This is a genomic window from Achromobacter sp. 1012554356 (assembly GCF_059760815.1).
The window spans coordinates 1-24,119 of record NZ_JCBANC010000027.1; the positions used below are offsets into that span (position 1 = coordinate 1).

31 protein-coding genes are annotated in these 24,119 nt (G+C 66.1%); 17 read left to right on the top strand and 14 right to left on the bottom strand.

Annotated features, from left to right (window positions below; translation table 11 throughout):
- Positions 1-165 precede the first annotated feature (165 nt).
- Positions 166-1,047, bottom strand: a complete 882-nt coding sequence (locus tag AC6LJW_RS15395) for a phosphoribosylaminoimidazolesuccinocarboxamide synthase (RefSeq protein ID WP_056570912.1) — start codon at positions 1,045-1,047, stop codon at positions 166-168.
- A 243-nt stretch (positions 1,048-1,290) separates the two neighbouring features.
- On the opposite strand from AC6LJW_RS15395, the gene AC6LJW_RS15400 reads away from it, so the two are divergent.
- Complete coding sequence (locus AC6LJW_RS15400) at positions 1,291-1,743, top strand: GFA family protein (protein WP_105240185.1); 453 nt, start codon at positions 1,291-1,293, stop codon at positions 1,741-1,743.
- 106 nt (positions 1,744-1,849) lie between these two features.
- Here AC6LJW_RS15400 and fba read toward each other — a convergent pair whose 3' ends face one another.
- A complete protein-coding gene (gene fba, locus AC6LJW_RS15405; RefSeq protein ID WP_056570916.1) occupies positions 1,850-2,914 on the bottom strand; it encodes a class II fructose-bisphosphate aldolase in 1,065 nt (354 codons plus the stop codon).
- Positions 2,915-3,061: 147 nt separating this feature from the next.
- The gene (locus AC6LJW_RS15410; RefSeq protein WP_056570918.1) at positions 3,062-3,961 is read right to left on the bottom strand and encodes an SMP-30/gluconolactonase/LRE family protein; all 900 of its coding nucleotides are present in this window, start codon (positions 3,959-3,961) and stop codon (positions 3,062-3,064) included.
- Between the two features lie 275 nt (positions 3,962-4,236).
- On the opposite strand from AC6LJW_RS15410, the gene AC6LJW_RS15415 reads away from it, so the two are divergent.
- Both AC6LJW_RS15415 and AC6LJW_RS15420 read left to right on the top strand, forming a co-directional pair.
- Positions 4,237-5,550: a dicarboxylate/amino acid:cation symporter gene (locus tag AC6LJW_RS15415; protein ID WP_427984792.1), complete on the top strand. Its 1,314-nt coding sequence runs from the start codon at positions 4,237-4,239 to the stop codon at positions 5,548-5,550.
- Between the two features lie 110 nt (positions 5,551-5,660).
- Positions 5,661-6,074 carry a hypothetical protein gene (locus tag AC6LJW_RS15420; protein WP_235512332.1) on the top strand — a complete coding sequence of 138 codons (414 nt, stop codon included), beginning with the start codon at positions 5,661-5,663 and terminating at the stop codon, positions 6,072-6,074.
- A gap of 27 nt (positions 6,075-6,101) precedes the next feature.
- On the opposite strand, the gene AC6LJW_RS15425 is transcribed toward AC6LJW_RS15420, so the two are convergent.
- The 3 genes from AC6LJW_RS15425 to AC6LJW_RS15435 all read right to left on the bottom strand — a co-directional run bounded on the left by AC6LJW_RS15425 (position 6,102) and on the right by AC6LJW_RS15435 (position 7,777).
- Entirely contained in the window at positions 6,102-6,536 is a 435-nt protein-coding gene (locus tag AC6LJW_RS15425; protein WP_056570922.1) for a hypothetical protein, read from the bottom strand.
- A 126-nt stretch (positions 6,537-6,662) separates the two neighbouring features.
- Positions 6,663-6,824, bottom strand: coding sequence for a hypothetical protein (locus tag AC6LJW_RS15430; RefSeq protein ID WP_200949480.1), 162 nt, complete (start codon positions 6,822-6,824; stop codon positions 6,663-6,665).
- Positions 6,821-7,777, bottom strand: a complete 957-nt coding sequence (locus AC6LJW_RS15435) for a LysR family transcriptional regulator (protein ID WP_056570924.1) — start codon at positions 7,775-7,777, stop codon at positions 6,821-6,823. Before AC6LJW_RS15435 ends, AC6LJW_RS15430 begins: the two co-directional genes overlap by 4 nt.
- 111 nt (positions 7,778-7,888) lie before the next feature.
- Between AC6LJW_RS15435 and AC6LJW_RS15440 the strand changes: the two genes are divergently transcribed.
- The 8 genes from AC6LJW_RS15440 (at position 7,889) to AC6LJW_RS15475 (ending at position 13,747) form a co-directional block, all read left to right on the top strand.
- A complete protein-coding gene (locus tag AC6LJW_RS15440) occupies positions 7,889-9,724 on the top strand; it encodes a gamma-glutamyltransferase family protein (RefSeq protein ID WP_427984797.1) in 1,836 nt (611 codons plus the stop codon).
- A gap of 59 nt (positions 9,725-9,783) precedes the next feature.
- The gene (locus AC6LJW_RS15445) at positions 9,784-10,758 is read left to right on the top strand and encodes a Bug family tripartite tricarboxylate transporter substrate binding protein (protein ID WP_498087715.1); all 975 of its coding nucleotides are present in this window, start codon (positions 9,784-9,786) and stop codon (positions 10,756-10,758) included.
- Positions 10,755-11,261 carry a GAF domain-containing protein gene (locus AC6LJW_RS15450; protein WP_498087716.1) on the top strand — a complete coding sequence of 169 codons (507 nt, stop codon included), beginning with the start codon at positions 10,755-10,757 and terminating at the stop codon, positions 11,259-11,261. Before AC6LJW_RS15445 ends, AC6LJW_RS15450 begins: the two co-directional genes overlap by 4 nt.
- A gap of 211 nt (positions 11,262-11,472) precedes the next feature.
- A complete protein-coding gene (locus AC6LJW_RS15455) occupies positions 11,473-11,925 on the top strand; it encodes a GFA family protein (RefSeq protein ID WP_056570999.1) in 453 nt (150 codons plus the stop codon).
- A 36-nt stretch (positions 11,926-11,961) separates the two neighbouring features.
- Entirely contained in the window at positions 11,962-12,501 is a 540-nt protein-coding gene (locus tag AC6LJW_RS15460) for an SRPBCC family protein (protein ID WP_498087717.1), read from the top strand.
- Between the two features lie 154 nt (positions 12,502-12,655).
- Positions 12,656-13,021 carry a hypothetical protein gene (locus AC6LJW_RS15465; RefSeq protein ID WP_498087718.1) on the top strand — a complete coding sequence of 122 codons (366 nt, stop codon included), beginning with the start codon at positions 12,656-12,658 and terminating at the stop codon, positions 13,019-13,021.
- Between the two features lie 14 nt (positions 13,022-13,035).
- Entirely contained in the window at positions 13,036-13,299 is a 264-nt protein-coding gene (gene infA / locus AC6LJW_RS15470; RefSeq protein ID WP_056570934.1) for a translation initiation factor IF-1, read from the top strand.
- 160 nt (positions 13,300-13,459) lie between these two features.
- Positions 13,460-13,747 carry a hypothetical protein gene (locus AC6LJW_RS15475; protein ID WP_056570936.1) on the top strand — a complete coding sequence of 96 codons (288 nt, stop codon included), beginning with the start codon at positions 13,460-13,462 and terminating at the stop codon, positions 13,745-13,747.
- A 96-nt stretch (positions 13,748-13,843) separates the two neighbouring features.
- Here AC6LJW_RS15475 and AC6LJW_RS15480 read toward each other — a convergent pair whose 3' ends face one another.
- From AC6LJW_RS15480 to mog, 3 genes are all read right to left on the bottom strand, one after another.
- Complete coding sequence (locus AC6LJW_RS15480; RefSeq protein ID WP_056570938.1) at positions 13,844-14,710, bottom strand: peptidoglycan DD-metalloendopeptidase family protein; 867 nt, start codon at positions 14,708-14,710, stop codon at positions 13,844-13,846.
- Positions 14,711-14,715: 5 nt separating this feature from the next.
- Positions 14,716-15,054: a hypothetical protein gene (locus AC6LJW_RS15485; RefSeq protein ID WP_427986709.1), complete on the bottom strand. Its 339-nt coding sequence runs from the start codon at positions 15,052-15,054 to the stop codon at positions 14,716-14,718.
- A 112-nt stretch (positions 15,055-15,166) separates the two neighbouring features.
- On the bottom strand, positions 15,167-15,799 hold the full coding sequence (mog, locus tag AC6LJW_RS15490) for a molybdopterin adenylyltransferase (RefSeq protein ID WP_498087719.1): 633 nt from the start codon (positions 15,797-15,799) through the stop codon (positions 15,167-15,169).
- Between the two features lie 264 nt (positions 15,800-16,063).
- Between mog and AC6LJW_RS15495 the strand changes: the two genes are divergently transcribed.
- The 4 genes from AC6LJW_RS15495 (at position 16,064) to AC6LJW_RS15510 (ending at position 19,634) form a co-directional block, all read left to right on the top strand.
- Complete coding sequence (locus tag AC6LJW_RS15495; protein ID WP_498087720.1) at positions 16,064-17,188, top strand: D-alanyl-lipoteichoic acid biosynthesis protein DltD; 1,125 nt, start codon at positions 16,064-16,066, stop codon at positions 17,186-17,188.
- Positions 17,185-17,310 carry a hypothetical protein gene (locus tag AC6LJW_RS15500; protein WP_255357224.1) on the top strand — a complete coding sequence of 42 codons (126 nt, stop codon included), beginning with the start codon at positions 17,185-17,187 and terminating at the stop codon, positions 17,308-17,310. The genes AC6LJW_RS15495 and AC6LJW_RS15500 overlap by 4 nt, the downstream gene beginning before the upstream one ends.
- Before the next feature lie 83 nt (positions 17,311-17,393).
- Positions 17,394-18,869 carry an inorganic phosphate transporter gene (locus AC6LJW_RS15505; RefSeq protein WP_056570946.1) on the top strand — a complete coding sequence of 492 codons (1,476 nt, stop codon included), beginning with the start codon at positions 17,394-17,396 and terminating at the stop codon, positions 18,867-18,869.
- 108 nt (positions 18,870-18,977) lie between these two features.
- Positions 18,978-19,634 (top strand): DsbA family protein, encoded by a 657-nt coding sequence (locus AC6LJW_RS15510; RefSeq protein WP_498087721.1) that lies wholly within the window; start codon positions 18,978-18,980, stop codon positions 19,632-19,634.
- 9 nt (positions 19,635-19,643) lie between these two features.
- Here the strand turns inward: AC6LJW_RS15510 and AC6LJW_RS15515 are convergent, their stop codons facing one another.
- The 5 genes from AC6LJW_RS15515 to AC6LJW_RS15535 form a co-directional block, all read right to left on the bottom strand.
- Entirely contained in the window at positions 19,644-20,255 is a 612-nt protein-coding gene (locus tag AC6LJW_RS15515; RefSeq protein ID WP_056570950.1) for a glutathione S-transferase family protein, read from the bottom strand.
- Between the two features lie 44 nt (positions 20,256-20,299).
- Entirely contained in the window at positions 20,300-20,647 is a 348-nt protein-coding gene (locus tag AC6LJW_RS15520) for an AzlD domain-containing protein (RefSeq protein WP_056570952.1), read from the bottom strand.
- A complete protein-coding gene (locus AC6LJW_RS15525) occupies positions 20,644-21,279 on the bottom strand; it encodes an AzlC family ABC transporter permease (protein ID WP_498087736.1) in 636 nt (211 codons plus the stop codon). The genes AC6LJW_RS15520 and AC6LJW_RS15525 overlap by 4 nt, the downstream gene beginning before the upstream one ends.
- A 132-nt stretch (positions 21,280-21,411) precedes the next feature.
- Positions 21,412-21,726, bottom strand: coding sequence for a chaperone modulator CbpM (locus AC6LJW_RS15530; protein ID WP_056570954.1), 315 nt, complete (start codon positions 21,724-21,726; stop codon positions 21,412-21,414).
- A 2-nt stretch (positions 21,727-21,728) separates the two neighbouring features.
- Positions 21,729-22,670, bottom strand: a complete 942-nt coding sequence (locus tag AC6LJW_RS15535; RefSeq protein WP_056570956.1) for a DnaJ C-terminal domain-containing protein — start codon at positions 22,668-22,670, stop codon at positions 21,729-21,731.
- Positions 22,671-22,872: 202 nt separating this feature from the next.
- Here AC6LJW_RS15535 and AC6LJW_RS15540 point away from each other — a divergent pair, with 202 nt between their 5' ends.
- Both AC6LJW_RS15540 and yfcF read left to right on the top strand, forming a co-directional pair.
- Positions 22,873-23,202 (top strand): DHCW motif cupin fold protein, encoded by a 330-nt coding sequence (locus tag AC6LJW_RS15540; protein ID WP_056570958.1) that lies wholly within the window; start codon positions 22,873-22,875, stop codon positions 23,200-23,202.
- Positions 23,203-23,318: 116 nt separating this feature from the next.
- The gene (yfcF, locus tag AC6LJW_RS15545; RefSeq protein ID WP_056570959.1) at positions 23,319-23,951 is read left to right on the top strand and encodes a glutathione transferase; all 633 of its coding nucleotides are present in this window, start codon (positions 23,319-23,321) and stop codon (positions 23,949-23,951) included.
- Positions 23,952-24,119: the final 168 nt, after the last annotated feature.

The following is a 24,119-nucleotide window of genomic DNA, read 5'->3' on the forward strand; positions in this document are numbered from 1 at the left end:
GCGGCTGCGGCGGCGGGGCCGGCCGGTGTCTGACACCCTTGGGCCGCGGGCTCAAGATGAAGCGCTTCTCACCAGGGTGTCAGACACCGGTTGAAGGTGCCGGTCAAGAACACGCGACGAAAAAAAACCCGATCGGCGGGAGCGGGTTTTTCAATGCTGGTCCGATCAGGCGATCAGGCGGTCCAAGGCTTCGCGGTACTTCGCGGCCGTCTTTTCCAGCACTTCCTGCGGCAGGCGCGGCGCGGGCGGGGTCTTGTCCCACGTTTGCGTTTCGAGCCAGTCGCGCACGAACTGCTTGTCGAACGACGGGGGGCTGATGCCCACGCGGTAGCCGTCCGCGGGCCAGAAGCGCGACGAATCGGGCGTCAGCACTTCGTCCATCAGGTGCAGCGTGCCGTTGTCGTCCAGGCCGAATTCGAACTTGGTGTCGGCGATGATGATGCCCTTGGTCGCGGCAAAGGCGGCGGCTTCGGCGTAGAGCTTGAGCGTCACGTCGCGGATGCGCTCGGCCATTTCCTGACCGACTTCCTTGACCACGTGCGCGAAGTCCACGTTTTCGTCGTGCATGCCGAACTCGGCCTTGGCGGCGGGCGTGAAGATGGGCTCGGGCAGCTTGCTGGCCTGTTGCAGGCCGGCCGGCAGCTTGATGCCGCACACGGCGCCGGTCGCCTGGTAGTCCTTCCAGCCCGAACCGATCAGGTAGCCGCGGGCCACCGCTTCCACCAGGATGGGCTTCAGACGCTTGACCACCACGGCGCGGCCGCGCACCTGGTCCACTTCATCGGGCGCCACCACGTCTTCGGGCTTCACGCCGGTCGAGTGGTTGGGCAGGATGTGCGCGAGCTTCTGCAACCAGAATTCGGTCAGTTCGGTCAGCACCTGTCCCTTGCCGGGAATGGGGTCGTCAAGGATCACGTCAAATGCGGAGATGCGATCCGACGCGACGATCAGCAACTTGTCGTCGCCGACGGCGTACATATCGCGCACCTTGCCGCGTCCCAGCAGCGGCAGGGACTTGATGCTGGATTCATGCAAAGCAGAAGTCACGGGAATGGCCTATGGCAAAAATGAACATTCCCGCCGCGGGCAGGCGCCAGGGCGGGAAGGGAAACGAAATCGGACACTGGGCGGAAGCGGCGCCGGACGGCGGCTCCTGCAAAGCGCATAGATTACTGCAAATAAGTTCGCCTTGCCGCAGGCCGAGGCGCGGGGTAGGCTTTCTTTCCCATCCATGATTCGCGCCGACCGCCCCCAGCGTCACGGCGCAACACCGCCCGGAGACAAAGCCGTATGCAGGATGCTTCCCCCAAACGCATGCCCCACGCCGACGCGCAGGTCCACATGACAGGCGGCTGCCAGTGCGGCGCCATCCGCTACGCCCTCACCGACGAGCCCATCACCGCCGCCACCTGTCATTGCCGCGACTGCCAGTATTCCAGCGGCGGCGCGCCAGCCCACGCCCTGATCTTCCCGGCAGGCACCGTCACGCTGCTGCGCGGCCAGCCCAAGGAACACCGCTACCAGGGCGACTCCGGCCACACCGTCATGCGCAGCTTTTGTGCGTCCTGTGGCACGCCGCTGTTCGGCGGTTCGGAAGGCATGGGCTATGAAGTCGTGCGCGCGGGGTCGCTCGATGACCCTGAAGCGTTTCATTCCAAGGTGAGCCTGTGGACGGACTCGGCGCCTTCGTGGCACCACGTGGACCGGACGGTGCCAAGCTTCGGGAAGAATTCCCCGGCGTAACGCACGCGTCCGTCATGGCCGCAAAAACAAAAAGAGCTGGCCCGCGAGGACCAGCTCTTTTACCTGCCTGGACCGCCTTCGTGTGAGGGCGGCGATGGCGAAAACCTTATTGCACCACTTGCGACAGCTTGCCCGAGGCGTATTGCGCGGCGATCTCGGTCAGCGGCAGCGCCTTGATCTTGCTGGCGTTGCCGGCGGTGCCGAATTCCGTGTAGCGAGCGACACAGATCGCCTTGGCGGCGGCGCGGGCGGGCTTGAGGTATTCGCGCGGGTCGAACTTCTCGGGGTTCTCGGCGAAGAAGCGGCGGATCGCGCCGGTCATGGCCAGACGGATATCGGTGTCGATATTGATCTTGCGCACGCCGTACTTGATGGCTTCCTGGATTTCCTCGACGGGCACGCCGTAGGTTTCCTTCATGTTGCCGCCGAATTCACGGATTTCGGCCAGCAGTTCCTGCGGCACGCTGGAGCTGCCGTGCATCACCAGGTGGGTGTTGGGCAGGCGGGCGTGGATTTCCTTGATGCGGGAGATCGACAGGATGTCGCCGGTGGGCTTGCGCGTGAACTTGTAGGCGCCGTGGCTGGTGCCGATGGCAATCGCCAGGGCGTCCAGTTGCGTGCGGCGCACGAAGTCGGCGGCTTGTTCCGGATCGGTCAGGAGCTGATCCATGGTCAGCTTGCCGTCGGCGCCGTGGCCGTCTTCCTTGTCGCCTTCCATGGTTTCGAGGGAACCCAGGCAGCCGAGTTCGCCTTCGACGGTCACGCCCAGCTTGTGCGCGATGTCCACGACCTTCTTGGTGACTTCAACGTTGTAGTCGTAGTCAGCGATGGTCTTGCCGTCTTCTTTCAGCGAGCCGTCCATCATGACGCTGGAGAAGCCCAGGTCAATGGCGCCTTGGCAGATCTTGGGCGATTGGCCGTGATCCTGGTGCATGACCACAGGGATGTGCGGGTAGGATTCAACGGCGGCTTGGATCAGGTACTTCAGGAAGCCTTCGCCCGCGTATTTGCGCGCGCCGGCCGAGGCCTGCATGATCACCGGGCTGTCGGTCTCCGCCGCGGCTTCCATGATGGCCTGGACCTGTTCCAGGTTGTTGACGTTGAAAGCCGGAATGCCGTAGCCGTGCTCGGCGGCGTGGTCGAGCAACTGGCGCATGGAGACTAGGGCCATGAGTGGTCCTCCTTGAGTACTGTCTATTGAGAGATGGTTGAAGCCTTGCTGAATGGCGTGATTTTACGGGGGAATCGAAGAAAGGTCTTGCAACGGCCGGTATCCTATCCATTCAGGTGAAACCGTAAGGCTTAGGACGGGTGTGGACTACGGCCTGCCCGCGTGCGGCACATCCACCCGAGTGGCCAGGATGCGGGCCTGCGGCTTTGCGCGCCGGTTGGCTTCAACAAAATCCGGCGCGGCGGCCATGAAAAGCGTTTTGCCGTCCGGGCCGCCGAGTGCGGCCGCAAAGATGCCGAACTCGCCGGTGTCGATCTGCTCAAGAATCCGCCCGCCCCTTTCGACGCGCACGATGCGCTTGCCGATGGCGTCGCCCACCCAGAGCGCGCCCTCCTCATCCAGCGCGCCGCCGTCCGGGGCAATCTTGGACGCCGCAATCAGGGCGGTCAGGTCGTCGGTTTCAGGCAGCTCGCCGAAGTTGGCCCAGTCGCGGCGCGGACCGAGCACGCCGTTGGGCTCGATGTCGAATTCGGAAATCCGGTTGGCGAAGGTCTCGTTGACGATCAAGGTCTTGCCGTCGGGCGTGATGAACGAGCCATTGGGAAAGCACAGGCCATCCGCCACCACCTGCGCCACGCCGTCAGGATCCACGCGCACCAGCGTGGTCGTGCGGACCGGTTCGCCCGCCATGATGTCGAATCCGAAATTGCCCACGTAGGCGCGGCCCTGCGCGTCCACCACCATGTCGTTGATATGGCCGCCGGTCAGCGCGGACAGGTCGGCGTGCACGGACAGGGTGCCGTCCGTCTCGCGGCGCAGCAGCTTGCGGTCTTTCATGGATGAGATCAGCAGGCGCCCGTCGGGCAGCCAGCCCAGCCCGGACGGTTGCTGCGGGACCAGACAGACGCGGTCCACCGCCCCCTGCAGCGAGACGGTGATGACCTGCCCGGTATAGAAGTCCGAAGCCCACAGGCGGTTTTCGTGCCAGCGCAGCCCTTCCAGATAGGTGTAACCGGAAGCCAGTACGGACAATTCGCGATTCGGCATTGCTTTGTCTCCTTTGTCGCCCCGCGCGGGGCTGGTTCCCAGGTGGCGCCCGGCCTTCTTGATGAAGCCGGAAGGGGCATTCTGGCACGGCTGATCCGTCCCCGAACTGACAACTCACTGTCAGGTTCACGGCGTTAACATCGCGCCCCAAGGGTTAACCCGAGCAGCACCTGGACCCTGGCATGTCCGTCACCGGACCGCCTGCCCCCGCCTCATGCCGGCGGACCTGGCCCCCCCCTCGGCCAAGCGGCGGCTCCCCGTTATCCCGTATTCAAATGAACACTAAGAAGCTGACGCGTTATATCGGCATCGCCATGGTGCTGGGCATCGTGGTGGGCTATGTCTGCAACAAGTTCGCGCAGACCCCGCAAGAGGCGGCGCAGATCGCCTCGTACTTCAGCCTGGTCACCGACATCTTCCTGCGCATGATCAAGATGATCATCGCGCCGCTGGTGTTCGCCACCCTGGTGACCGGCCTGGCCAGCATGAGCGACGCCAGCGCGGTGGGCCGCATCGGCATGCGGGCCATGATCTGGTTCATCGCCGCCTCGGCGATCTCGCTGCTGCTGGGCCTGGCGCTGGTCAACATCTTCCAGCCCGGCGCGCACATGAACCTGGCGATCCCGGACGCGGGCCTGACCTCGGGCCTGAAGACGGGCGATTTCACGCTGAAGGCGTTCATCGCGCATGTGTTCCCCAAGAGCATCGCCGAAGCGATGGCCAACAACGAGATCCTGCAGATCCTGGTGTTCTCGCTGTTCTTCGGAGCGGCGCTGTCGTTCATCCGCGGCAAGGGCCACAACACGATCTACAACATGATCGACGAGCTGGCCAAGATCATGTTCCGCGTGACCGACTATGTGATGCGCTTTGCGCCGCTGGGCGTGTTTGCCGCCATGGCCGCCGCCATCACGACCGAAGGCCTGGGCGTGCTGGTCAGCTACGGCAAGCTGATTGGCGAGTTCTACCTGGGTCTGGCGCTGCTGTGGGCCATCCTGTTTAGCGTCGGCTACCTGTTCCTGGGCAAGTCCACGTTCCGTCTGGGCGGCCTCATCAAGGAACCGACCCTGCTGGCGTTTTCGACCGCGAGCAGCGAATCGGCCTATCCCAAGACGATCGAGGCGCTGGAGCGGTTTGGCGTGTCCAAGCGCATCTCGGGATTCGTGCTGCCGCTGGGCTATTCGTTCAACCTGGACGGCTCGATGATGTACCAGTCGTTCGCGGTGCTGTTCATCGCGCAGGCCTACAACATCGAGATGAGCTTCACGCAGCAGTTGACCCTGTTGCTGGTGCTGATGGTGACCAGCAAGGGCATGGCCGGCGTGGCACGCGCGTCGCTGGTCGTGGTGGCCGCGACGCTGCCGATGTTCCATCTGCCGGAAGCCGGCCTGCTGCTCATCATGGGCATCGACCAGTTCTTCGACATGGGCCGCACCGCGACGAACGTGGTGGGCAACAGCCTGGCCACCGCCGTCATCGCCAAGCTGGAAGGCCAGGAAGAAGGCAGCGAGGAAGGCAACGAAGACACCGCGTCCGCCCAGGCCCCGGACGAGGCGCAGCCCAGCCGGACCGCCAGCCAGAACGCATAAGGAAAACGGGCCGCAATGGCCCGTTTTTCATGGGTGGCGTCCGCTTGACCGTCACGGGCGGCCGGGCGCAACATAAAGGCCCATTTCGACCACGTACCGGCGCGGCGCGCATGGGCGCCTCGTTTGGCCCGCACACCATGAATCTTCTGTCTCCCCGGGCGGCCGCAGCCGCCGCGCTTGCTGCCGGCCTGTTTGCCGCCCTGCCCGCCGCCCATGGCTGGACCCGCCTTTCGTGCGACCTTTCCGGCACGGTTACCACCTTTCCCACCACCTTCCGGCAGTTCCGTACCGACGGCACGGAACTGACCCAGGTGCTGTTCAAACTGAAGGTAAAAGCCGCCGGCATTCCGGACGGCGAGCGGGCAGACACCGACTGCGCCGAATTCGTGGACAAGGACGTCGACGTGGTGCTGGAGAACGTGGCCGCGCGCAATATCCTGCGCGGCAAGCCACTGAAGGTGCGCTACAGATACGACGAATCGCTGGGGCAGACGCTGGCGACCCACTACGAGCTGGCGCGCTAGCCCGCGCGGGTGCCGCCGCAGGCGGGATTAGTCGTTCACCGAGCAGGAAACGGGCGCGCCGTCTTCGAATTCCACGTCGTAGGTGTGCACCGGATCCCAGGGCAGCGTGAACCACAGTTCATAGCCATCGCCGTCTTCGTCGAATAGCCACAGGGCGCGCAGCACGGCCTTTTCAGCCATGGCTTCGGCAGTTTCTTCGGCCAGGAGCTGGTCGTCTTCGATGCCCAGCTTTTTGTAGTGCTCGTACGAATAGTTGTCGAGCAGGAACTCGGCCGCAGCGAGAATCTGGTCGTCCAGGGTGTCGAGGATGCCCTTGACCACCTTGGAGGCGCCGGCAAGAGGCTCTTCGCCGTCGGTCTGGATCATGACGTGGATGGGAGGCCGGCCCTCTCCGGCGGGGACGTTTTCCGCCGCCCACAGATCGGGTTCTTCGAGGTCCTGGGTGAAATTGAATCGTGCCATCGGGGGCTCCGTAAATTGAAATGGCAGGCCGGAAAAGGCAGCGGCTTGCCCTAGGCTGTGAGGCCTTTCGGCCATTTAACCAGATGCGGGCTCCTGCGTCTGTGGCGGGAAGCGACGTTTTTGCGCCTAGGACATGCGCAGGTCTTGCCAGACCGGTGCTTGACGGTGACGCCCAGGTGCGGCGTCGCCCTCCACGCCCAATCCGGCCAGCAACCGGATGGACGCCGTCACGGGTTTGGTGAAGGTGTGCGAGGCGCTGAGCGCCACGGCGGTCACGATGGGAGTCATGGGTTTTGCGAAGGCGCGGCTGCATTGGCGCACAGGTCCAGCAGAATATCCGAAAACTGCGATTCCGCCGTCAACGCCTGTTCCCGCTTGCGCCGGATCAGGTTGATCGGCGGCAGCTCCCAGCCGAAATCCCACGGCACCATGCCCAGCCTGCCGCGCTGGCACAGTTCGCGCGCGATGTCCTCGGGCACGACGGAGATCGACGATTCGTTCAGCGACAGGATTCCCTCGATCACGTCCGTGGAATAGGCTTCCAGCACCGGCGATGGCGGCTGCAGCCCGGCGCGGATGAAATGCTCGACGATCAACTGCCGCGTCGGCGTGTTGGACGCCGGCAGCACCCAGTCCAGGGCTGCCACGGCAGCCCAGTCCGGCTTGCGGCGCGCCAGCCGCTGGGCCAGTCGGCCGTGCGCGATGAGCCGAGGCCGCTGGCGGTACAGCACACGATGCATCAGGTCTTCGTGCATCACCGTGGACGTGGCGCGGCTGATGATGCAGTCCAGTTCGTGCTGGCGCAGCATCGGCACCAGGTGGTCCGTCGTGGCGCGGTGCAGGCTCAGCGTCACGCCATGCCGCTGATGCAGGCGGCTGATGGCGGCGGTCAGCAAGGCGCTGGACACGTACGGCACCACGCCCACATGCAGATGCGCCGACCGTCCCGCATGCAGCGCCTCGACCTCGCGCTCCCATAGATCCAGGTCGCTGAGCATGTGCCGCGCGCGTACCAGGGCCAAATTGCCCAGCGCGGTGGGCTGCAGGCCGCTGCCCGTACGCAGGAACAGCGGCGCGCCAAAAATGTCCTCCATTTCGGCCAGCGCCTTGGTCACTGCGGGCTGGCTGATGCCGGTCTGCGCGGCGACCCGCGTCAGCGATTTATGGCGGTCGATATTGACCAGCAGCGTCAGATGACGGTGCTTGAGACGATTGGCAAGACGAACGGCATCCCGGCTCATGGCGGTTTTCTCAATAACCATTTGGTTATGCAATTATGCCCACAAAGATAAGACCAGTTATTTCAGGATCCTATACTGCTCGCATCCTTTCCTGCCTTGCGGACCCGCCCGATGAATCCGTCCTTCACCACCCGACCTGAAATACGCGGCACATTCGGCGTGGTGTCGTCCACGCACTGGCTGGCGTCGCAAGTGGCCATGAGCGTGCTGGAACGCGGCGGCAATGCCTACGACGCCGCCGTGGCCGGCGGTTTCGTCCTGCAGATCGTCGAGCCCCATCTGAACGGGCCGGGTGGCGAAGTCCCCATCCTGTTCTGGAGCGAGCGCGATCAACGCATGCGCGCGCTGTGCGGACAGGGCCCGGCGCCCGCGCTGGCCACGCCGGCATACTTCCGCGCAATGGGGCTGGACCTGGTGCCGGGGATCGGCCTGCTGCCCGCGACGGTGCCCGGCGCGTTCGGCGCCTGGCTGACCCTGTTGCGCGACTACGGCACGTGGGAACTGGCCGACGTGCTGCAACCGGCCATCGACTATGCGCGCGACGGGTTCCCGTTGGTGCCGCGGATCTCGCAAGCGATTCTGGCGGTGCAGGCGCTGTTCCGCGACGAATGGAAGAGTTCGGGCAACGTCTGGCTGCCGGGCGGCCGCGTGCCCGCCCCCGACGCGCTGTTCCGCACACCCGCCATCGCGGCCACCTACTCCCGCATCCTGGACGAAGCGCACGCCGCCAGCACCGACCGGCGCGGCCGCATCGACGCGGCGCTAGACGTCTGGTATCGCGGTTTCGTGGCCGACGCGATTGACAGCTTCTATACGAACGAGGCCGTGCTGGACACCACCGGCCAGCGCAACCCCGGGCTGCTGCGCAAATCGGACCTGGCCGACTGGCGCGCCACGTACGACGAACCGCTGACCACGCAATACGGCCGCTACACGGTGGCCAAATGCGGCGTGTGGTCGCAAGGGCCCGTGCATCTGCAACAGCTCGCGCTGCTGCGCCACCTGGACGTCGACAAACTGGACCCGCTGTCGCCGCAGTTCGTGCACCGCGTCGCCGAGGCCGCCAAGCTGGCGTTCGCCGACCGCACCGCCTGGTATGGCGATCCGAATCACACGCAGGTGCCGCTCGCAGCCCTGCTCAGCGACGACTATGCGCGAGCGCGCGCCGCCGGCATCGGCGAGCGCGCTTCAACCACACTGCAGCCCGGCAGCCCCGGCGGACTGGCGCCGCGCCTGCCCGACCTGGAGGCCGCGATCCGCACGCTGGCCGCGTCGGACACGCGCTACGGCGTGGGAGAACCGACCTTTGCCGCGTTGCCGCCCGTCTCGGAGTGGGCGACGCGCGAACTCTTCGTGGGCGACACCTGCCAGATCGACGTCATCGACCGCGACGGCAACATGGTGGCCGCCACGCCGTCGGGCGGCTGGCTGTCGTCCAGCCCCGTGGTTCCCGAGCTGGGCTTTTCGCTGACGACCCGTCTGCAGATGACATGGCTGGACGACGGCGTGCCGGGCCAGTTGCAGCCGGGCAAGCGTCCCTGCACCACCCTGTCGCCCGGTCTGGCGCTGCGCGACGGGCTGCCCTACATGGCGTTCGGCACGCCCGGCGGTGACCAGCAGGACCAGTGGACCGTCGCGTTCTTTTTACGTCACGCCATGGGCATGAATTTGCAGGCGGCCATTGACGCGCCGTCCTGGCACATCGATCACTTTCCGGGATCGTTCTGGCCGCGTTCGCAGACGCTGAACCGCCTGACGGTCGAATCGCGCATGCCCGCCGCCACGCTGGATGCGCTGCGCGCCGCGGGCCACGACGTCAAGGTTGGGCCGGACTGGTCCGAAGGCCGCATCAGCGCCTGCACGCGCGAGCCGGCCGAGGGCGGACGCTTGCTGCTGCGCGCCGCGGCCAATCCCCGCGGGATGCAGGGATACGCCGTCGGCCGCTAAATCGATTTTCATACGACCGGCTCTCAGAAGCCGGACACACTACGCAAGGGGTAAACACCATGACACTGCACTTCAAACGACTGCTGCGCACGTTCGCGCTGGGATTGGCGATGGCCGCGCCCGCCCTCTCGCACGCCGCTTGGCCCGAGAAGCCCATCACGCTGGTCGTGCCGTGGGCCGCTGGCGGCTCCACGGACATCCTGGCCCGCGTGCTGTCCGAAGGGCTGACGCAATCGCTGGGCCAGCCGGTCATCGTCGAGAACCGGTCGGGCGCTTCGGGCAACATCGGCACCGCATTCGTCGCGCGCGCCAAGCCGGACGGCTACACGCTGCTGGTGGGCTCGATGAGCACGCACACAATGAACCAGGCGCTCTATTCGAACATGCCGTTCGACGGCGTGAAGGATTTCACACCCATCGCCGAGCTGGCCCTCGTGACCAACACGATGGTCGTGCATCCGTCGGTGCCGGCATCGAACCTGAAGGAATTCATCGCCTACGTGAAGGCCAATCCCGATACCGTGGCCTACGCCTCGGCGGGCCAGGGCTCGACCAACCACCTGAGCGCAGTCCTCTTCGAAAAAGCCGCCGGCGTGAAGATGATGCACATCCCCTATCGCGGCGGCGCGCCCGCCGTGCTGGATACGGTGGCGGGCCGCACGCAGGTGTTGTTCAGCGCGGGCACGCAGACGCTGCCGCACGTGCAGTCGGGCAAGCTCAAGCTGCTGGCCGTCACCGAGGAACAACGCTCGCCGCTGCTGCCCGATGTGCCCACCGTGGCCGAAACGCTGCCCGGCTATGAGCTGGCGGTCTGGTACGGCGCATTTGGCCCGGCCGGCATGCCGCCCGAACTGGCTGCCAAGCTGAACCGCGAGATCAACGTGATTCTGAAGCGGCCCGAGGTCATCAAGAAAATGGGCGACATGGGCGTGCTGCTGACCGAAACCACGCCGGAGCAGTTCGGCCAGATCCTGGCGCGCGATGCCGACAAGTACGGCAAGCTGATCAAAGAACTGGGAATCACGGCGGAATGACGGACGCATCCCCCAGCGCGGCGCTGGCCGGCGTGCAGGCGATTGCCCGCGCCTACGCGGACGGCCAGCCGTCCGCCGCCTTCCAGGCGATCGACGATTACGCGCGCCTGCACCTGGCGCATGCGCTGTGCACGGTTAATCGCTACGATGCCGACGCCATGCGCGTGGTGCGCCTGTACAGCTCGAATCCACAGGCCTACCCCCCGGGCGGCAGCAAGGACAAGGCCGGCACGGCATGGGGCCGGCACGTCCTGTTGGAGCAGCGGGTATTCGTGGGCGAGGGAGAGGCCGCCATCCGCGAATTCTTCAACGACCACGACGCCATCCACCGCCTGGGGCTGCAATCGGTCATCAACGTGCCGGTGGCGTACGACGGCGCGTGCCTGGGCACCGTCAACTTCCTGATGCCGCGCCCGGCGGTGTCCGACGACGACGTTCACGCAGCGCGCTTGGCAGGTCTGCTGGCGCTGCCCGCGTTCCAGGCGCTGCAACGGGCGTCCTGAAGGGGAAGGCGCAGATGCCGTGAGCATGACGGTGTCTGCCGGCGACGCCGGCCGTGGGATACGCCCGCCGCGGGATACGCCCGCCGCAGGTTACGCCCGCCGCAGGAATGTCCCCCGGCAACGATCTGAAAGACATCGCTCACAAATGCCAAAGTCGCCGGCCAGCGCCGCGGGTATATTGGGCTTATTCCCCAATTGCCTGGCGCTCATCATGATCAAAGGTTCCTGCCTGTGCGGCCGCGTCGCGTACGAGATCAACGGTCCGCTCACCGATGCCCTCAACTGCCATTGCGAGATGTGCCGCAAAACGCACGGCGCGGCCTTCCGCAGCCGAGCGACGGTCCAGGCGAAGGATTTCGTCTGGACACAAGGCGAAGACCATGTGACCTGGTATGCCTCGTCGCCCGGCAACTACCGGGGATTCTGCGAGGCTTGCGGCACGCCGCTTCTCAGCCGCTTTGACCAGACGCCGGACGTCTACGGCCTGCCGCTCGGCGCGCTGGATGACGATCCGGGCGTCAAGCCTGAGGCGCATTACCACGTCGCCAGCAAGGCGCCCTGGTACGACATCACGGACGCGCTGCCCCAGCACCCCGGCGCCATGGACGAAGCCCCGGAGCACGAACCGCAGGTGTCGCCCCTGACCTTTTCGCACGGAAGATGAACCCACGTCCGGCTCCGGACTTCACAGGAGACTGATATGAGCGACTACGGCGTCGTACTGGACCCCTCCACCCTGCAATTCACGCGCAGGCTGCCTGCCAGCGTGCAGGAGGTGTGGGCCTGGCTGACGGAATCCGACAAGCGTGGCCAATGGCTGGCATTTGGCGACATGGACCTGATGGAGGGCGGCGGCGTCACCCTGCGGTTCCTGCATGCCGACCTGTCCTCCGTGCGCGAACCGACGCCCGAGGCCTACAAGCCCTACGAGGAAGGCCTGACCACGCAGGGCCTCATCACCCGGTGCGAACCGCCGCACGTGCTCAGTTACACCTGGGGCGGCTCGGCCGGCGCCCCGTCTGAAGTGACGTTCGACGTGTCCCCCCAGGACGACGGCGCCCAACTGGTGCTTACGCACCGCAAGCTGGCCACCCGGGAAGACATGGTCGACGTGGCGGGCGGGTGGCACACGCACCTGAATGTCCTGGCGGCACGCCTGGCCGGACGCGACCCGGGTCCCTTCTGGTCGGCCAATGCCGCCTGGGAAGCGGAATACCAGCGCCGCATCCCGCGTCGATAGAGTCGTTCAAGCGCAACTATCGCGGGCCAAGCCGGCATAAAAGCTGGCTAATCGGCATGCTTTGCAGTAACATGGATCCGTGATTTTTCCGCAAAAACCGGACTTCGGTCATCCTGCGTGCCAACTTGTAGCGCCCTCGAAAGGGCGCTACTGAATGAACGTCAGCGACGCGAACGAGATCCGGTTTTTTATTGGGGCCACCGCTTTTGGGTGCTCCCCGTCACTGCCCAGCACGCCGCTGCAGTCCCCGTGGCGCCAGGCGTTGCCGCACACGCAGCAACCCCGCTTCATCCGGCAAGGTGCCCGCAGCACCGCCGCCGCGACCACAGCGCGCATCGCGCGCACTTACCTCAGGGCGCGAGTATCCGCCATTTCAGACATCCATCCGGATGCCGTGGCCCGTACCCACGCTTGCCCGAACGTTTTTTTGCGTTCAAACCGCTGGACCGGTTTATCCGAGTCCGACGCGCTTGCCGCCTCGCGCGGCGTGTCATGCCGCAGGCATGACTGCGCTTTTTGATCAAGGAGTAGAAGATGGCTAAAGAAGAACTCATCGAATTGGATGGCATCGTTGACGAAGTGCTGCCCGATAGCCGCTACCGCGTCAAACTGGACAACGGCATCGAAGTCGGCGCCTACGCGTCGGGCCGTATCCGCAAGCACCGCATCCGCATCCTCGCGGGCGATCGCGTCACCCTGGAAATGTCCCCGTACGACCTGACCAAGGGCCGCATCAACTTCCGCCATAAGGACGAGCGCGCCCCCACGATGCAGCGTCCCCAGCACCACCGCCGCTAAGCCGGCCGCCCGGGCCGGCTTTCTTGCCGGCGCCCGGCTCCCTCTTTTCGCGAATCCTTAAGCCGGATTCGCGCGCTGCCGTAATGCGTGGATCGCCTGTTCATGAAAGAATGGCGCTCCTAGCCTGGCGCAACGCCAGGCCGGATACGCACGAAGCACGATGGACCTGAAAGAAGAATTGCAAGCCGCCGCAGACCAGCTTGCCCTCTCGCGAAGACGTTTCGCAAAGGGCGAGGAAGGCCTGCGCCTGCTGCGTCAGTCGCGCGAGGCGTTCATCAACAGCCTGCGCAATACCGGCCTGACCTACTCCGAAGCCAAGACCAAGTACGACAACTGCCTGGATGACCAGGAAGCCGGTCAGCGCAACGTGCAGCAGCAGATGGAATACGCCGAGCGCATGCACCAGTACGTGCTCAAGCGCATCGCGCTCGAGGCCGAGCAGGCCTGAGCGCGGCTCGCAGTCTTATCTGGACTTAGACGCATCTGGGCTTGAACGCATCCGGCTTGAATGCATCCGGCTTGAATGCGTCAGGGCTTGAATGCGTCAGGGCTTGAACGCCCCAATGAAGATCGCCGGATCGATGCGCGCATCGTTCAGGCTGACATTCCAGTGCAGATGCGGGCCCGTCGCCCGCCCCGTCGCCCCCACCTTGCCCACGACGCCGCCGCGCGGCACCTCGTCGCCGACTTTCACGGAGATGGCCGACATGTGGCAGAACATGCTGACGAAACCCTGGCCATGGTCCAGAAACACCGTCTTGCCGTTGAAGAAATAATCCCCCACCAGCACCACTACCCCGGCCGCTGGCGCCTTGATGGGCGTTCCGGCCGGCACGGCGAAATCCAGCCCTGAATGCGGATTGCGTTCCTGGCCGTTGAAGAAGCGGCGCAGGCCGAAGGGGCTGGACAGGCGTCCGCCGTTGACGGGACGATCCAGGATCAGGTTGCTGGGCGTGACACCGGCGCGAAAGCCGCGATAGGCCTCGACCTGCTCGGCCAGCTCGCGCTCGATCCGCTTGAGGTCGTCCGGGTTCGGATCCACCTGGCGCTGGTTCTTGAGCGTGATGTGCTGCGCCACATAGTCCTTGGCGCGCACGGTGAAGGCCACCTGGCGGTTGCCGCCAGCGTCCTTGACCTGGACCTGCTCCTGGCCCGGCTTGACGCTGAGCGGAATGCCGACCACGGCGATCCACTGCTTGCCCGCCTCCCGCACCACCAGCACGGGCCGGTCCAGGTACGTGACCTGGGGCGCGGCCGCGCCGTCGCCCAGGCTAAGTACCGCCACGCCGCCCGGCACGCGAGCGTCGAGCTTGCGGCTGATGTAACTGGCCTGCTGGGCCCGCGCGGGCAAGGCCAAACACAGGGCGGCCGCGGCCAGCCCCGCGCGCAGGACACTGCGGCGGTCAACCATGGCGCTTACAGGCACAGGTTGGCCGGTTCGATGATGGTCTGATCGCGGCGGGCGATGCGCGTGGACAGGCGCGTCTCGGTCTTGCCCTGCCAGTGCGTGGTCGTCAGGACGGCCTCGACACCGAGGCTGCCGTGCAGGACAAGCTCGTACCCGTTGCGCACCGGCTTCTGTTCGAAGTTCACGCCCAGTCCCTTCCAGGCGGCCGCCACGCATTGCGTGTAGTCCTGGGCGGTGCGCTGCGTGGATCCGTAGAACACGGGCTCGCGGTCGCGGACGTCTTTGACATTGGCGCAAGCCGACAGGGCAGCCACGGCGGTGAGGGACAGGATGGTACGAACCTTCATGACGATGAAAACTCTCGGTCAGTAGGGGTTGATCGGGGCGGCCAACTATACCGCACGGCCTTGGCGGGCCTCGGCGCAGAAATGTCGCGCCAAGGCGGCCAATCGCAGCGCTTTACGCCTGCGCGGGCCGCCGGGCGGACTTGGGGCGGAAGGCCGCAATGACCTCGGGACGCGTGTCGGCGTAGGGACCGCCGATGAGGTCGATGCAGTACGGAATGGCGGCGAAGATGCCCGGCACCACCACCGCGCCGTCCTCGCCCTTGAGCCCTTCCAGCGTCTCGCGGATGGACTTGGGCTGGCCGGGCAGGTTCACGATCAGGGCGGCATGGCCGTCGGTTTCGCGGATGACGGCCACCTGCCGCGACAGGATGGCCGTGGGCACGAAACGCAGGCTGATCTGGCGCATCTGTTCGCCAAAACCCGGCATTTCCTTGGTGCCGACCGCCAGCGTCGCCTCGGGCGTGACGTCGCGCCGCGCCGGGCCGGTGCCGCCGGTCGTCAGGACGAGGTCGCAGCCGCAGCCGTCGACCAGTTCGATCAGGGTCTCCGAGATGCGGGCGGGCTCGTCGGGAATCAGCCGATCAACCGCCTGCCAGGGCGACGACAGCGCCCCGCCCAGCCACTCGCGCAGCGCGGGCAGTCCCTGATCCTGGTAGGCGCCCGTAGAGGCGCGGTCGGAAACGGACACCAGGCCCACGATAAGTTCGTCGGGATGGCGGCGGGGGATTCGGGCAATGTCGGTCATGGCGTAGGAGGAAATCCGGCGGTGAAGCGCCGCGTTCGCGGCAGGCGGCGCGGCCGGCCAGGGATCCCGGCCGGGCGCGCGACATTGATGCTATCGCATTCCGCCTGGGGGCACGTGGCGGGGCGCGGCCGGGCCAAGTGTCGCAAAAAGGGGAATCGGCGCGCCGCCCAGGGTTTCCCGCGCTTGTTCGCGTCATGGACGCTGGATAACATCCGCTAACAATCCCGCCCCATTGTTGAGGCGCGGCGCATTTTCGGGTTTCCCATGTTCAAACGCACTCTTCGGCAGCACGCGCTTGCCGCGGCGCTGGCCCTGTCCGCCGCGGCCGTGGCCGGCTGGGCGGCCCTGCATACGCTGGCCCTGAAGACCGAACCGGTGCCCGCGGCCGCACCCGGCATCTACATTCCCAACCTGGGTAATACGCTGGACGAGCAGACGCGCAATCTGTCGCGGCTCAGCCAGGCGCTGCGCACGGGCGACCGTCTGGTGATCCTCGGGTCCTCGGAACTCACCAGCAACGACCTGCGCTTCGTGCCGTACCGTTTCCTGGCCGACGAGCTGCAGATGCCCGTCCTGGCGTATGGCCATTCCGGGTTCCAGTCGCTGGGCATGCAGTTCGTGCTGGCGGCGCTGGCCGATGACCTGTCGCCGGCCTCGCGCGTGGTCGTGATGCTGTCGCCCGGCTGGTTCGACGGCGAAGGCGGGTTGGGGCCGGACGAATTCAAGGAGCACGCCAACCCGCTGCTGCCCCGCCTGCTGCGCCAACCCGATGGCCGGTCCGAAGTCTTGCGGTGGCTGGACGCCAAGGGCGACGCCGGCGTGTACTGGTCGATGGCGGCCGAGCAGGCGTACGTCTTCCGCCAGCGCCTGGCCAGCCTGTGGGCCCCCGCGTACGCCGCGCCCATCCCCGAACCGGAACGCGAAGGCCCCGCGGCGGCGGCGCGCGTGGTGGACTGGGATGCGCTGGCCGGCCAGGCGCAGACCGCCGAGCAGGCACTCATGACGGACAATCGCTATGCCGTGCGTGACGAATTCTTCAACAAGTACCTGCGCAGCATCCCCGAAGGCGGCAAAACCGCCTATCAGCCCCAGCCACTGACCGGCCGCGACGAACTGCGCGAACTCGACGCCCTCATGGCGCTGCTGCACCAGCACAAGGTCAATGCGCTGTTCGTCATGCAGCCGCTGCACCCGATGGTCTTCAATGACCTGCACCGCTTCGATCCGATCCAGCAGCAAGTTGCCGGCCTGTGCCAGCGTTACGCAATGACCTGCATGGATATGTATGACGCGCCCTTCGAGGTCGGCACGCTGCGCGACGTGCAGCATCTGGGCGAGCTGGGCTGGCTGCGCGTCAACCAGAAGATCGCCGAGGTATTCCGCCCATGAAAAGAACGCTGTGGCTCTGCCTGCTGTATCTGGGAATTCTGGCCGTCATGGTGATCCAGGCGGATACGTCGGCCAATCTGGGTAAACCGATGGAGATCGAATTCCAGTATTCGAAGTTCTAAGATTGAGGGCCGGGTCATTCAGGGACAGGTCATAAATCTGCAATAATCGGGGCATTCTCGCCGGAACCTCGCCCCCCTCCCCCATGTTCGACCTCTTCCACGGCCTAGACCTTTGGGTTGGCCTCAGTCTTGTGCTGGCCCTGACCTTCGTCCTGGCCTTCGAATTCATCAACGGCTTTCACGACACGGCCAACGCCGTGGCAACGGTCATCTACACCAAGGCCATGCCGCCGCATCTTGCGGTGGTCCTGTCCGGCATCTTCAACTTCCTGGGCGTGTTGCTGGGCGGCGTGGGCGTCGCGTACGCCATCGTCCATCTGCTGCCCGTCGAACTGCTGATCAATGTGGACACCGGCCGCGGGCTGGCAATGGTCTTCGCCATGCTGGCGGCGGCCATCGCGTGGAATCTGGGCACGTGGTACTTCGGCATTCCGGCCTCCAGCTCGCACACGCTGATCGGCTCGATCCTGGGCGTGGGCCTGGCCAATGCGCTCATCACCGACCTGCCGCTGGGCCAAGGCGTGAACTGGGGCAAGGCTATCGACATCGGCCTGTCGCTGGTGGCCTCGCCCATCGCCGGGTTCGCGGTGGCCGGGTTGCTGCTGCTGGCGCTCAAGCGCTGGCTGCCGCTGTCCAAGATGCACAAGACGCCCGAACAGCGCCGCGCCATCGACAACAAGAAGCACCCGCCGTTCTGGAACCGCCTGGTGCTGGTGCTGTCGGCCATGGGCGTGAGCTTCGTGCACGGCTCGAACGACGGACAGAAGGGCATCGGGCTCATCATGCTGGTGCTGATCGGCATCGTGCCGGCCAACTTCGTGCTGGACACCCACAGCACCACCTACCAGATCGAACGCACCCGCGACGCCGCCAACCACCTGATGGTGTTCTACCAGCGCAACGAAGCGCTGCTGGGCGATTTCCTGGCTTTGCGCCGCACCGACATCCAGGAAGACCTGCCCGCCAACTTCCGCTGCGACCCGGCCCTGACCGTGCCCACCATCATGGCGCTGCAAAGGGACCTGCACGGGGTTTCCAACTACGCTGACCTGTCCGCACAAAAGCGCATCGATGTGCGCCGCTACTTGCTTTGCCTGGACGACACCGCCAAGAAGGTGGCGCGCCTGGAAGGTCTGCCCGCCCGCGAGGCCGCCGACCTGCAACGGCTGCGCGCGGACCTGACCGCCACCACCGAATACGCGCCCTTCTGGGTGATCGTTGCCGTGGCGCTGGCGCTGGGCGCCGGCACCATGGTCGGCTGGCGCCGCGTCGTTCTGACGGTCGGCGAAAAAATCGGCAAGCAGGGCATGACCTACGCGCAGGGCATGTCGGCGCAGCTGACCGCCGTGGGGGCCATTGGTCTTGCCAACGTCTTCAGCCTGCCCGTGTCCACCACCCACGTGCTGTCCTCGGGCGTGGCGGGCACCATGATCGCCAACAAGACGGGGCTGCAGGGCAACACGGTGCGCAACATCCTGCTGGCCTGGGTGCTGACGCTGCCCGCCTCGATGCTGCTGGCCGCCGGTCTGTTCTGGATCGGCGTGCAGATCGCGGGCTGATCTCGGGCTGACTGATCCGGCCGTGCAGGCAATCTGCACGGCCGCTGCAACACTCTGGCTATTGCGCCGGCCTATGCGCCCGCGCCCGGCGCCGTCTACGATGGCGCCATGATTACCGCATCCCCCACCCTGCATTACATCTTTGATCCGCTCTGCGGCTGGTGCTACGGCGCCGCGCCGCTGGTGGCGGCCGCCCGCGCCATTGCCGGCCTGAACATCGAGCCGCATGGCGGCGGCATGATGACCGGCGGCAACCGCCAACTGGTCACCGACGCCCTGCGCCGCTACGTCATGCCGCACGACGAGCGCATCGCGGGCCTCACCGGCCAGCCGTTCGGCACCGATTATTTCGACGGCCTGCTGCGCGACAGCGGCGCCGTGTTCGATTCCGAACCGCCCACCACCGCCATCCTGGCCGCCCAAACGCTGGCGGGCCGCGGCCTGGACCTGCTGCACCGGATGCAGCAGGCGCATTACGTGGAGGGCCGTCGCATCGCCGATCCCGCCGTGCTGCGCGCACTGGCCGTGGAGATCGGCCTGGACGCCGAGGCCTTCGACGCTGCCTACGAACAGGCACAGGGCGCCGAGACTGCGGCGCACATTGCCGCGAGCCGCCGGCTGCTGGCCCAGGTCGGGGGCACGGGCTTTCCGACGCTGGCGCTGGAGCGCGACGGCGCTTTTACCCTGCTGGAACCCAGCCGGTATCTCGGCCGTCCCGAGCAATGGCGTGACCACCTGGCGGCACGCATCCAGGGCGGCGCCTGACGTCGCGAATCAGGACTCCTCGATATCCCCGTCGCGCTGCAAGGCGCGATGCATCGCCGGGCGCTCGCCAAGACGCTCGACGTACGCATTGAAGACGGGGGTCTCGGGCACGATCTTCATCCGCATCATGTACTGCAGCGAGCCGCCCAGCACGATGTCCACGGCCGAGAACCTGTCGCCCAGGAAAAACGGCCGCGCCTGCAGCACCCGCGTCAGCACCTCTTCGACCTCGTCGGCCGATCCCCATCCCAGCGCGGCCTGATGCGGCGTCTTGAAGGCCCGCTCGACCATCGCGGGCTCGAACACGCCCGTGGAATACGCCAGCCACGTCAGATAGGGGCCGCGCTGCGCGTCGCCGACGACCGGGCCCAGCCCCGCCTGCGGAAACAGGTCGGTCAGGTACACCGCGATGGCGGGAGTCTCGAACACGGGCACGCCGTCATGCACCAGCGCCGGCACCTTGCGGTGCGGGTGGATGTCGATGTAATCGGCAGGCATGTGCCCCGTGCTGTCGTGGCCGCGGATCGACACCATCTCGGTGTCGTAGGGCACGCCCAGTTCCTCGAGCAGCCACAGTATCCGGAACGACCGCGAACGCGGTGCGTGGTAGAGCGTAAGCATGGTCGGTCTCCTTGGGGGATCGGACCATTTTGCCTTGCGGGCCGCTACGCCGCCAAGGCTAGCAATATCCCGTATCCGCCCATGCCGAGCAGCACGGCCACGCCCGTATTGCTGACCAGGCGCGCCGCAACGCCCGTCACGGCCAGCCCGCCCACGTACGGCGCGATGCGGGCGGCCTCGTCTGCGGCGCCCAGCAGATCCGGCACGATCACGGCGGCCGCGATGCCCGCCAGCAGCGACGGCCCCAGCGCCGACAGCGCCGAGCCCTCGCGGGACAGGTGCCGCAGCAATCGGCTGCGCTCGGACAGCATGAAGGGCAGCGCGCGTGTGAGATAAGTGATGACCGCCATCGCGATGACGGCGCCCCAGAATTCCAATCCGCTGGCGTTCATGCGGCCCTCCTCACGCGATAGGCGACGCAGCCGATGACCGCGCCCGCCAGGATGGCGAGGCTGGTGTAGCCCAGCGCGGCCACCAGTCCGGCGCCGATGACGGCGGCCAGGATGGGCAGTCCCATGCCGCGCCGGGCGCTCTGGCACACCAGCGCCATGAACAGCGCCGGCAGCGCAAATCGCATGACCTGCGACAGCATCGGATAGTGCCGTTCCAGGCCGTCGCCCGCGTACACCCCCACGGCGGTGCCGGCGATCCACGTCAGCCAGGCGCCCAGGCCCAGCGCGATCATCCAGCCTTGGCGCCGGGCGGGTTCCACGCCGTGCAGCCGGTTGAACGCGGTGGCGAAGACTTCGTCGGTCAACAGGAAAGCCACTTTGAGGCGATCGCGCAGCGCCGCCGGCAGAAAGCGCGACAGCAGCGGGCCATAGAGCAGATGCCGGGCGTTGAGTAGCGAGCACAGCGCCACCACCCACAGCCACGGCGTGCCGGCCTTGATGGACGCCAGCAGCAGGAACTGGCTGGCGCCCGCGTAGACCAGCACGGAAATCAGGATGACCTGCAGCGGGGTCAGGTCGGCCGCGATGCCGGCAATGCCGAACGTCACGGCCACCGGAAAGTAGCCGATCATGACCGGCAGGCAGGATTTCAGACCATCGATGCGCGCGCCGCCGGACGGGGCGCGCGCGGCGGCGGGGGGAGTCTCCAAGGCGCTCATCGCTTTTATTTGTTGCGGCGGGCGCCCATTTTACTCAGCGGTGCGTCAAGGCATCGCCCCCAACGCCCGCAGCTGCGACTTCAGGCGGCGCACCTCCTGGCTCAGGTCCAGAATGAGCGCGACGGCGTCGAGGCCGGCGCCGAAGTCGTGTTCCAGCCGTCGCGCGTGCAAGGCGCGTTGCAAGTCCACGCTGTAGAAACGCCATTCCGCCGGGCCGGTTCCGCTGGCGTTGACGATGCCGACCTCGACCAGCCGGGCCACCCATTCCACTTCCGCGCCGCAGGCGCGCGCCAGGTCGTCGGTGCTGAGCGGTTGCGACTTGCCGACCACGGTGGCGCTGGTGATCACTATCTTGTTCATGCTCAGACCCCGAGGTTGCGGCGCGGGTTGAAAGGCAGATCCTGCTGGAGCTTGCGGTAGGCGGCCTTGGCGGCTTCGCTGTCGGCGGGCGGCAGCACCAGATCCAGAACCAAGTACAGGTCGCCCGGCGGATCGCCGGGGATGCCGCGTCCGCGCAGCCTCAGCTTGCGGCCGTTGCCGGAACCGGCCGGCACGGACACTTCGACCGTGCCGCCGGGCGTGGGCGCCTGGACGCTGGCGCCCAGCGCGGCTTCCCACGGGGCAACCGGCAACGTCATGTAGAGATCGCGCCCTTCGGCGCGGTAACGCGGATGCGGCTTGAAGCGCACTTCCAGATACAGATCGCCGCTTTCGCCGCCGCCATAGCCGGGCATGCCCTGTCCGGCCAGCCGGATGTACTGGCCTTCACGCACGCCGGCCGGGATCTTGACGCTGAGGGTGCGGCTTTGCATGTGCGGCCGTCCCTGATCGTCCATCTGCATGGACCGCAGGCTGATGTCGCGCGTCGCACCCTTGATCGCGTCTTCGAGGTCGACTTCGATCGCGGCGTGATGGTCTTCGCCGCGCGTGCGGAAGTCCTGCTGGCGCGCGCCGTGCCGGCCCCCCCGGCCGCCAAAGAGTGACGAGAAGAACTCGCTGAATTGCGCCTCGTCGCCAGGCGCGGCGCCGCGGTGGAATTCGAAGCCTTCGTCCCAGCCGGGCGGAGGTTGGAAGCCGCCGTCGGGCGTGACGCCCGCAGCCAAATTGTCATAGGCCTGGCGCTTTTCAGCGTCGCGCAACACGTCATACGCTTCGTTGACATCGCGCATGCGGGTTTCGGCGTCGCTTTCCTTGCTGACGTCTGGGTGATATTTGCGGGCGAGCTTGCGATAGGCCTTGCGGATATCGTCGTCGGATGCGCCCTGCTCCACCCCGAGAATGCTGTAGTAGTCCTTGAACTCCATGTTCCAGCTCACGTAGAGGGTTGAGGCCGCGTCCGGCACAGCCGGATCCGGCCTTGAATAGCCAGAAGATAGGGGTTATGGACCGATTTTTCAATGTGCGGCCGCGTGGCATATGCCGGCAGCACAAGCTGGCCGCCTGATTGGCGTAGTATGTGTTTTTTCGCCCGGATTTTGGGGGCGGACCCAACAGGCAGGATCCACGATGAAGATGAGCAACATCCCCTTCGGCACCACCGACTGGTCCGAAGTGGAACGCACCGAACACGCCGGCGACACCGGCATGGCGTACTGGCGGACCCGTAATTTCGGCGACCTGCGCGTGCGCATGGTGGAATACACGGCCGGTTACCTGGCCGACCACTGGTGCACCAAGGGCCACATCTTGTTCTGTCTGGAAGGCGAACTGCACACCGAACTGGAAGACGGCCGCCAGTTCGTGCTGACCCCGGGCATGAGCTACCAGGTGGCCGATCAGGCCGAACCGCATCGCTCGTCCACGCAGACCGGCGCCAAGCTGTTCATTGTGGACTGACCCTTGTGGCTGACGCGCCCGCGCGACACGTCCGCATTGCACTTGCGTTACGCTTTGCAAATCAGGCGCCGCGCGCGGCCTGACCATACGTTACCCCGCCTGACCGGAGACAAGCTTTGGGCGCCCCGATTACGCTATACGTCGATTCCCTGTTTCTCAGCCCCTACGCCATGTCGGTCTATGTGGCGCTGACCGAAAAGCGGCTGCCCTTTGAAGTGCGTCCCATCGACCTGGGCGCCGGCGAACAGCGCATGCAGCCGTTCCAGTGCCGCGCGCTCACGTCGCGGGTGCCGGCGCTGACGCACGCGGACTTCAATCTGACCGAATCCAGTGTCATCGCCGAATACCTGGACGAAGCCTTTCCCCCTCCCGAACACACCGGCCTGTTTCCGGCCGCACTGCAGGAACGCGCCCGCGCCCGCCAATTGCAGGCCTGGCTGCGCAGCGACCTGGGCGCCTTGCGCCAGGAACGTCCCACGGAAACCGTGTTCTACGGCGAAACCGGCCAGCCTCTGTCCGACGACGCCCATGCGGCCTCCGCCAAATTGATTCGCGTGGCCAGCTATCTGGTCGGCGTTGGCCAGACGACGCTGTTCGACGAATGGTGCATCGCCGATCTCGATCTGGCGGTCATGCTCAAGCGCCTGTCGAACGACGACCTGCCCGACACGCTGCGCGCCTACGCAGACGTGCAATGGCAGCGGCCCGCCGTCCAGAAGTGGCTGGAACACAACGCCGCCGCGCGGTGAGTTGAGCTGAGCAGTGGTCTGCCATCGGTCCGAATAAGCCGGGCTGAGCGCCGATTTGACACCCCGCAAGCGTTCCGATGTTGCACCGCACCATCTGATGCGGTGTAATGGGGAGGTCAATTCCGCCGGTTCCACTGGGGGCCGGCTCGGCGGCGGTCTGTCGCCGGC

Excerpts from the sequence above, each read along its gene's own strand:
- AC6LJW_RS15495 (WP_498087720.1), top strand. The coding sequence starts at position 16,064 with ATGTTCAAACGCACTCTTCGGCAGCACGCGCTTGCCGCGGCGCTGGCC.
- infA (WP_056570934.1), top strand. The coding sequence starts at position 13,036 with ATGGCTAAAGAAGAACTCATCGAATTGGATGGCATCGTTGACGAAGTG.
- fba (WP_056570916.1), bottom strand. The coding sequence starts at position 2,914 with ATGGCCCTAGTCTCCATGCGCCAGTTGCTCGACCACGCCGCCGAGCAC.
- AC6LJW_RS15440 (WP_427984797.1), top strand. The coding sequence starts at position 7,889 with ATGAATCCGTCCTTCACCACCCGACCTGAAATACGCGGCACATTCGGC.
- AC6LJW_RS15465 (WP_498087718.1), top strand. The coding sequence starts at position 12,656 with ATGAACGTCAGCGACGCGAACGAGATCCGGTTTTTTATTGGGGCCACC.
- AC6LJW_RS15425 (WP_056570922.1), bottom strand. The coding sequence starts at position 6,536 with ATGGCACGATTCAATTTCACCCAGGACCTCGAAGAACCCGATCTGTGG.
- AC6LJW_RS15505 (WP_056570946.1), top strand. The coding sequence starts at position 17,394 with ATGTTCGACCTCTTCCACGGCCTAGACCTTTGGGTTGGCCTCAGTCTT.
- AC6LJW_RS15540 (WP_056570958.1), top strand. The coding sequence starts at position 22,873 with ATGAAGATGAGCAACATCCCCTTCGGCACCACCGACTGGTCCGAAGTG.
- AC6LJW_RS15435 (WP_056570924.1), bottom strand. The coding sequence starts at position 7,777 with ATGAGCCGGGATGCCGTTCGTCTTGCCAATCGTCTCAAGCACCGTCAT.
- AC6LJW_RS15430 (WP_200949480.1), bottom strand. The coding sequence starts at position 6,824 with ATGACTCCCATCGTGACCGCCGTGGCGCTCAGCGCCTCGCACACCTTC.
- AC6LJW_RS15525 (WP_498087736.1), bottom strand. The coding sequence starts at position 21,279 with ATGATCGGCTACTTTCCGGTGGCCGTGACGTTCGGCATTGCCGGCATC.
- AC6LJW_RS15450 (WP_498087716.1), top strand. The coding sequence starts at position 10,755 with ATGACGGACGCATCCCCCAGCGCGGCGCTGGCCGGCGTGCAGGCGATT.
- AC6LJW_RS15535 (WP_056570956.1), bottom strand. The coding sequence starts at position 22,670 with ATGGAGTTCAAGGACTACTACAGCATTCTCGGGGTGGAGCAGGGCGCA.
- AC6LJW_RS15515 (WP_056570950.1), bottom strand. The coding sequence starts at position 20,255 with ATGCTTACGCTCTACCACGCACCGCGTTCGCGGTCGTTCCGGATACTG.
- AC6LJW_RS15510 (WP_498087721.1), top strand. The coding sequence starts at position 18,978 with ATGATTACCGCATCCCCCACCCTGCATTACATCTTTGATCCGCTCTGC.
- AC6LJW_RS15475 (WP_056570936.1), top strand. The coding sequence starts at position 13,460 with ATGGACCTGAAAGAAGAATTGCAAGCCGCCGCAGACCAGCTTGCCCTC.
- AC6LJW_RS15455 (WP_056570999.1), top strand. The coding sequence starts at position 11,473 with ATGATCAAAGGTTCCTGCCTGTGCGGCCGCGTCGCGTACGAGATCAAC.
- AC6LJW_RS15530 (WP_056570954.1), bottom strand. The coding sequence starts at position 21,726 with ATGAACAAGATAGTGATCACCAGCGCCACCGTGGTCGGCAAGTCGCAA.
- AC6LJW_RS15415 (WP_427984792.1), top strand. The coding sequence starts at position 4,237 with ATGAACACTAAGAAGCTGACGCGTTATATCGGCATCGCCATGGTGCTG.
- AC6LJW_RS15410 (WP_056570918.1), bottom strand. The coding sequence starts at position 3,961 with ATGCCGAATCGCGAATTGTCCGTACTGGCTTCCGGTTACACCTATCTG.
- AC6LJW_RS15500 (WP_255357224.1), top strand. The coding sequence starts at position 17,185 with ATGAAAAGAACGCTGTGGCTCTGCCTGCTGTATCTGGGAATTCTGGCC.
- mog (WP_498087719.1), bottom strand. The coding sequence starts at position 15,799 with ATGACCGACATTGCCCGAATCCCCCGCCGCCATCCCGACGAACTTATC.
- AC6LJW_RS15460 (WP_498087717.1), top strand. The coding sequence starts at position 11,962 with ATGAGCGACTACGGCGTCGTACTGGACCCCTCCACCCTGCAATTCACG.
- AC6LJW_RS15480 (WP_056570938.1), bottom strand. The coding sequence starts at position 14,710 with ATGGTTGACCGCCGCAGTGTCCTGCGCGCGGGGCTGGCCGCGGCCGCC.
- AC6LJW_RS15400 (WP_105240185.1), top strand. The coding sequence starts at position 1,291 with ATGCAGGATGCTTCCCCCAAACGCATGCCCCACGCCGACGCGCAGGTC.
- AC6LJW_RS15520 (WP_056570952.1), bottom strand. The coding sequence starts at position 20,647 with ATGAACGCCAGCGGATTGGAATTCTGGGGCGCCGTCATCGCGATGGCG.
- AC6LJW_RS15445 (WP_498087715.1), top strand. The coding sequence starts at position 9,784 with ATGACACTGCACTTCAAACGACTGCTGCGCACGTTCGCGCTGGGATTG.
- AC6LJW_RS15485 (WP_427986709.1), bottom strand. The coding sequence starts at position 15,054 with ATGAAGGTTCGTACCATCCTGTCCCTCACCGCCGTGGCTGCCCTGTCG.
- AC6LJW_RS15420 (WP_235512332.1), top strand. The coding sequence starts at position 5,661 with ATGGGCGCCTCGTTTGGCCCGCACACCATGAATCTTCTGTCTCCCCGG.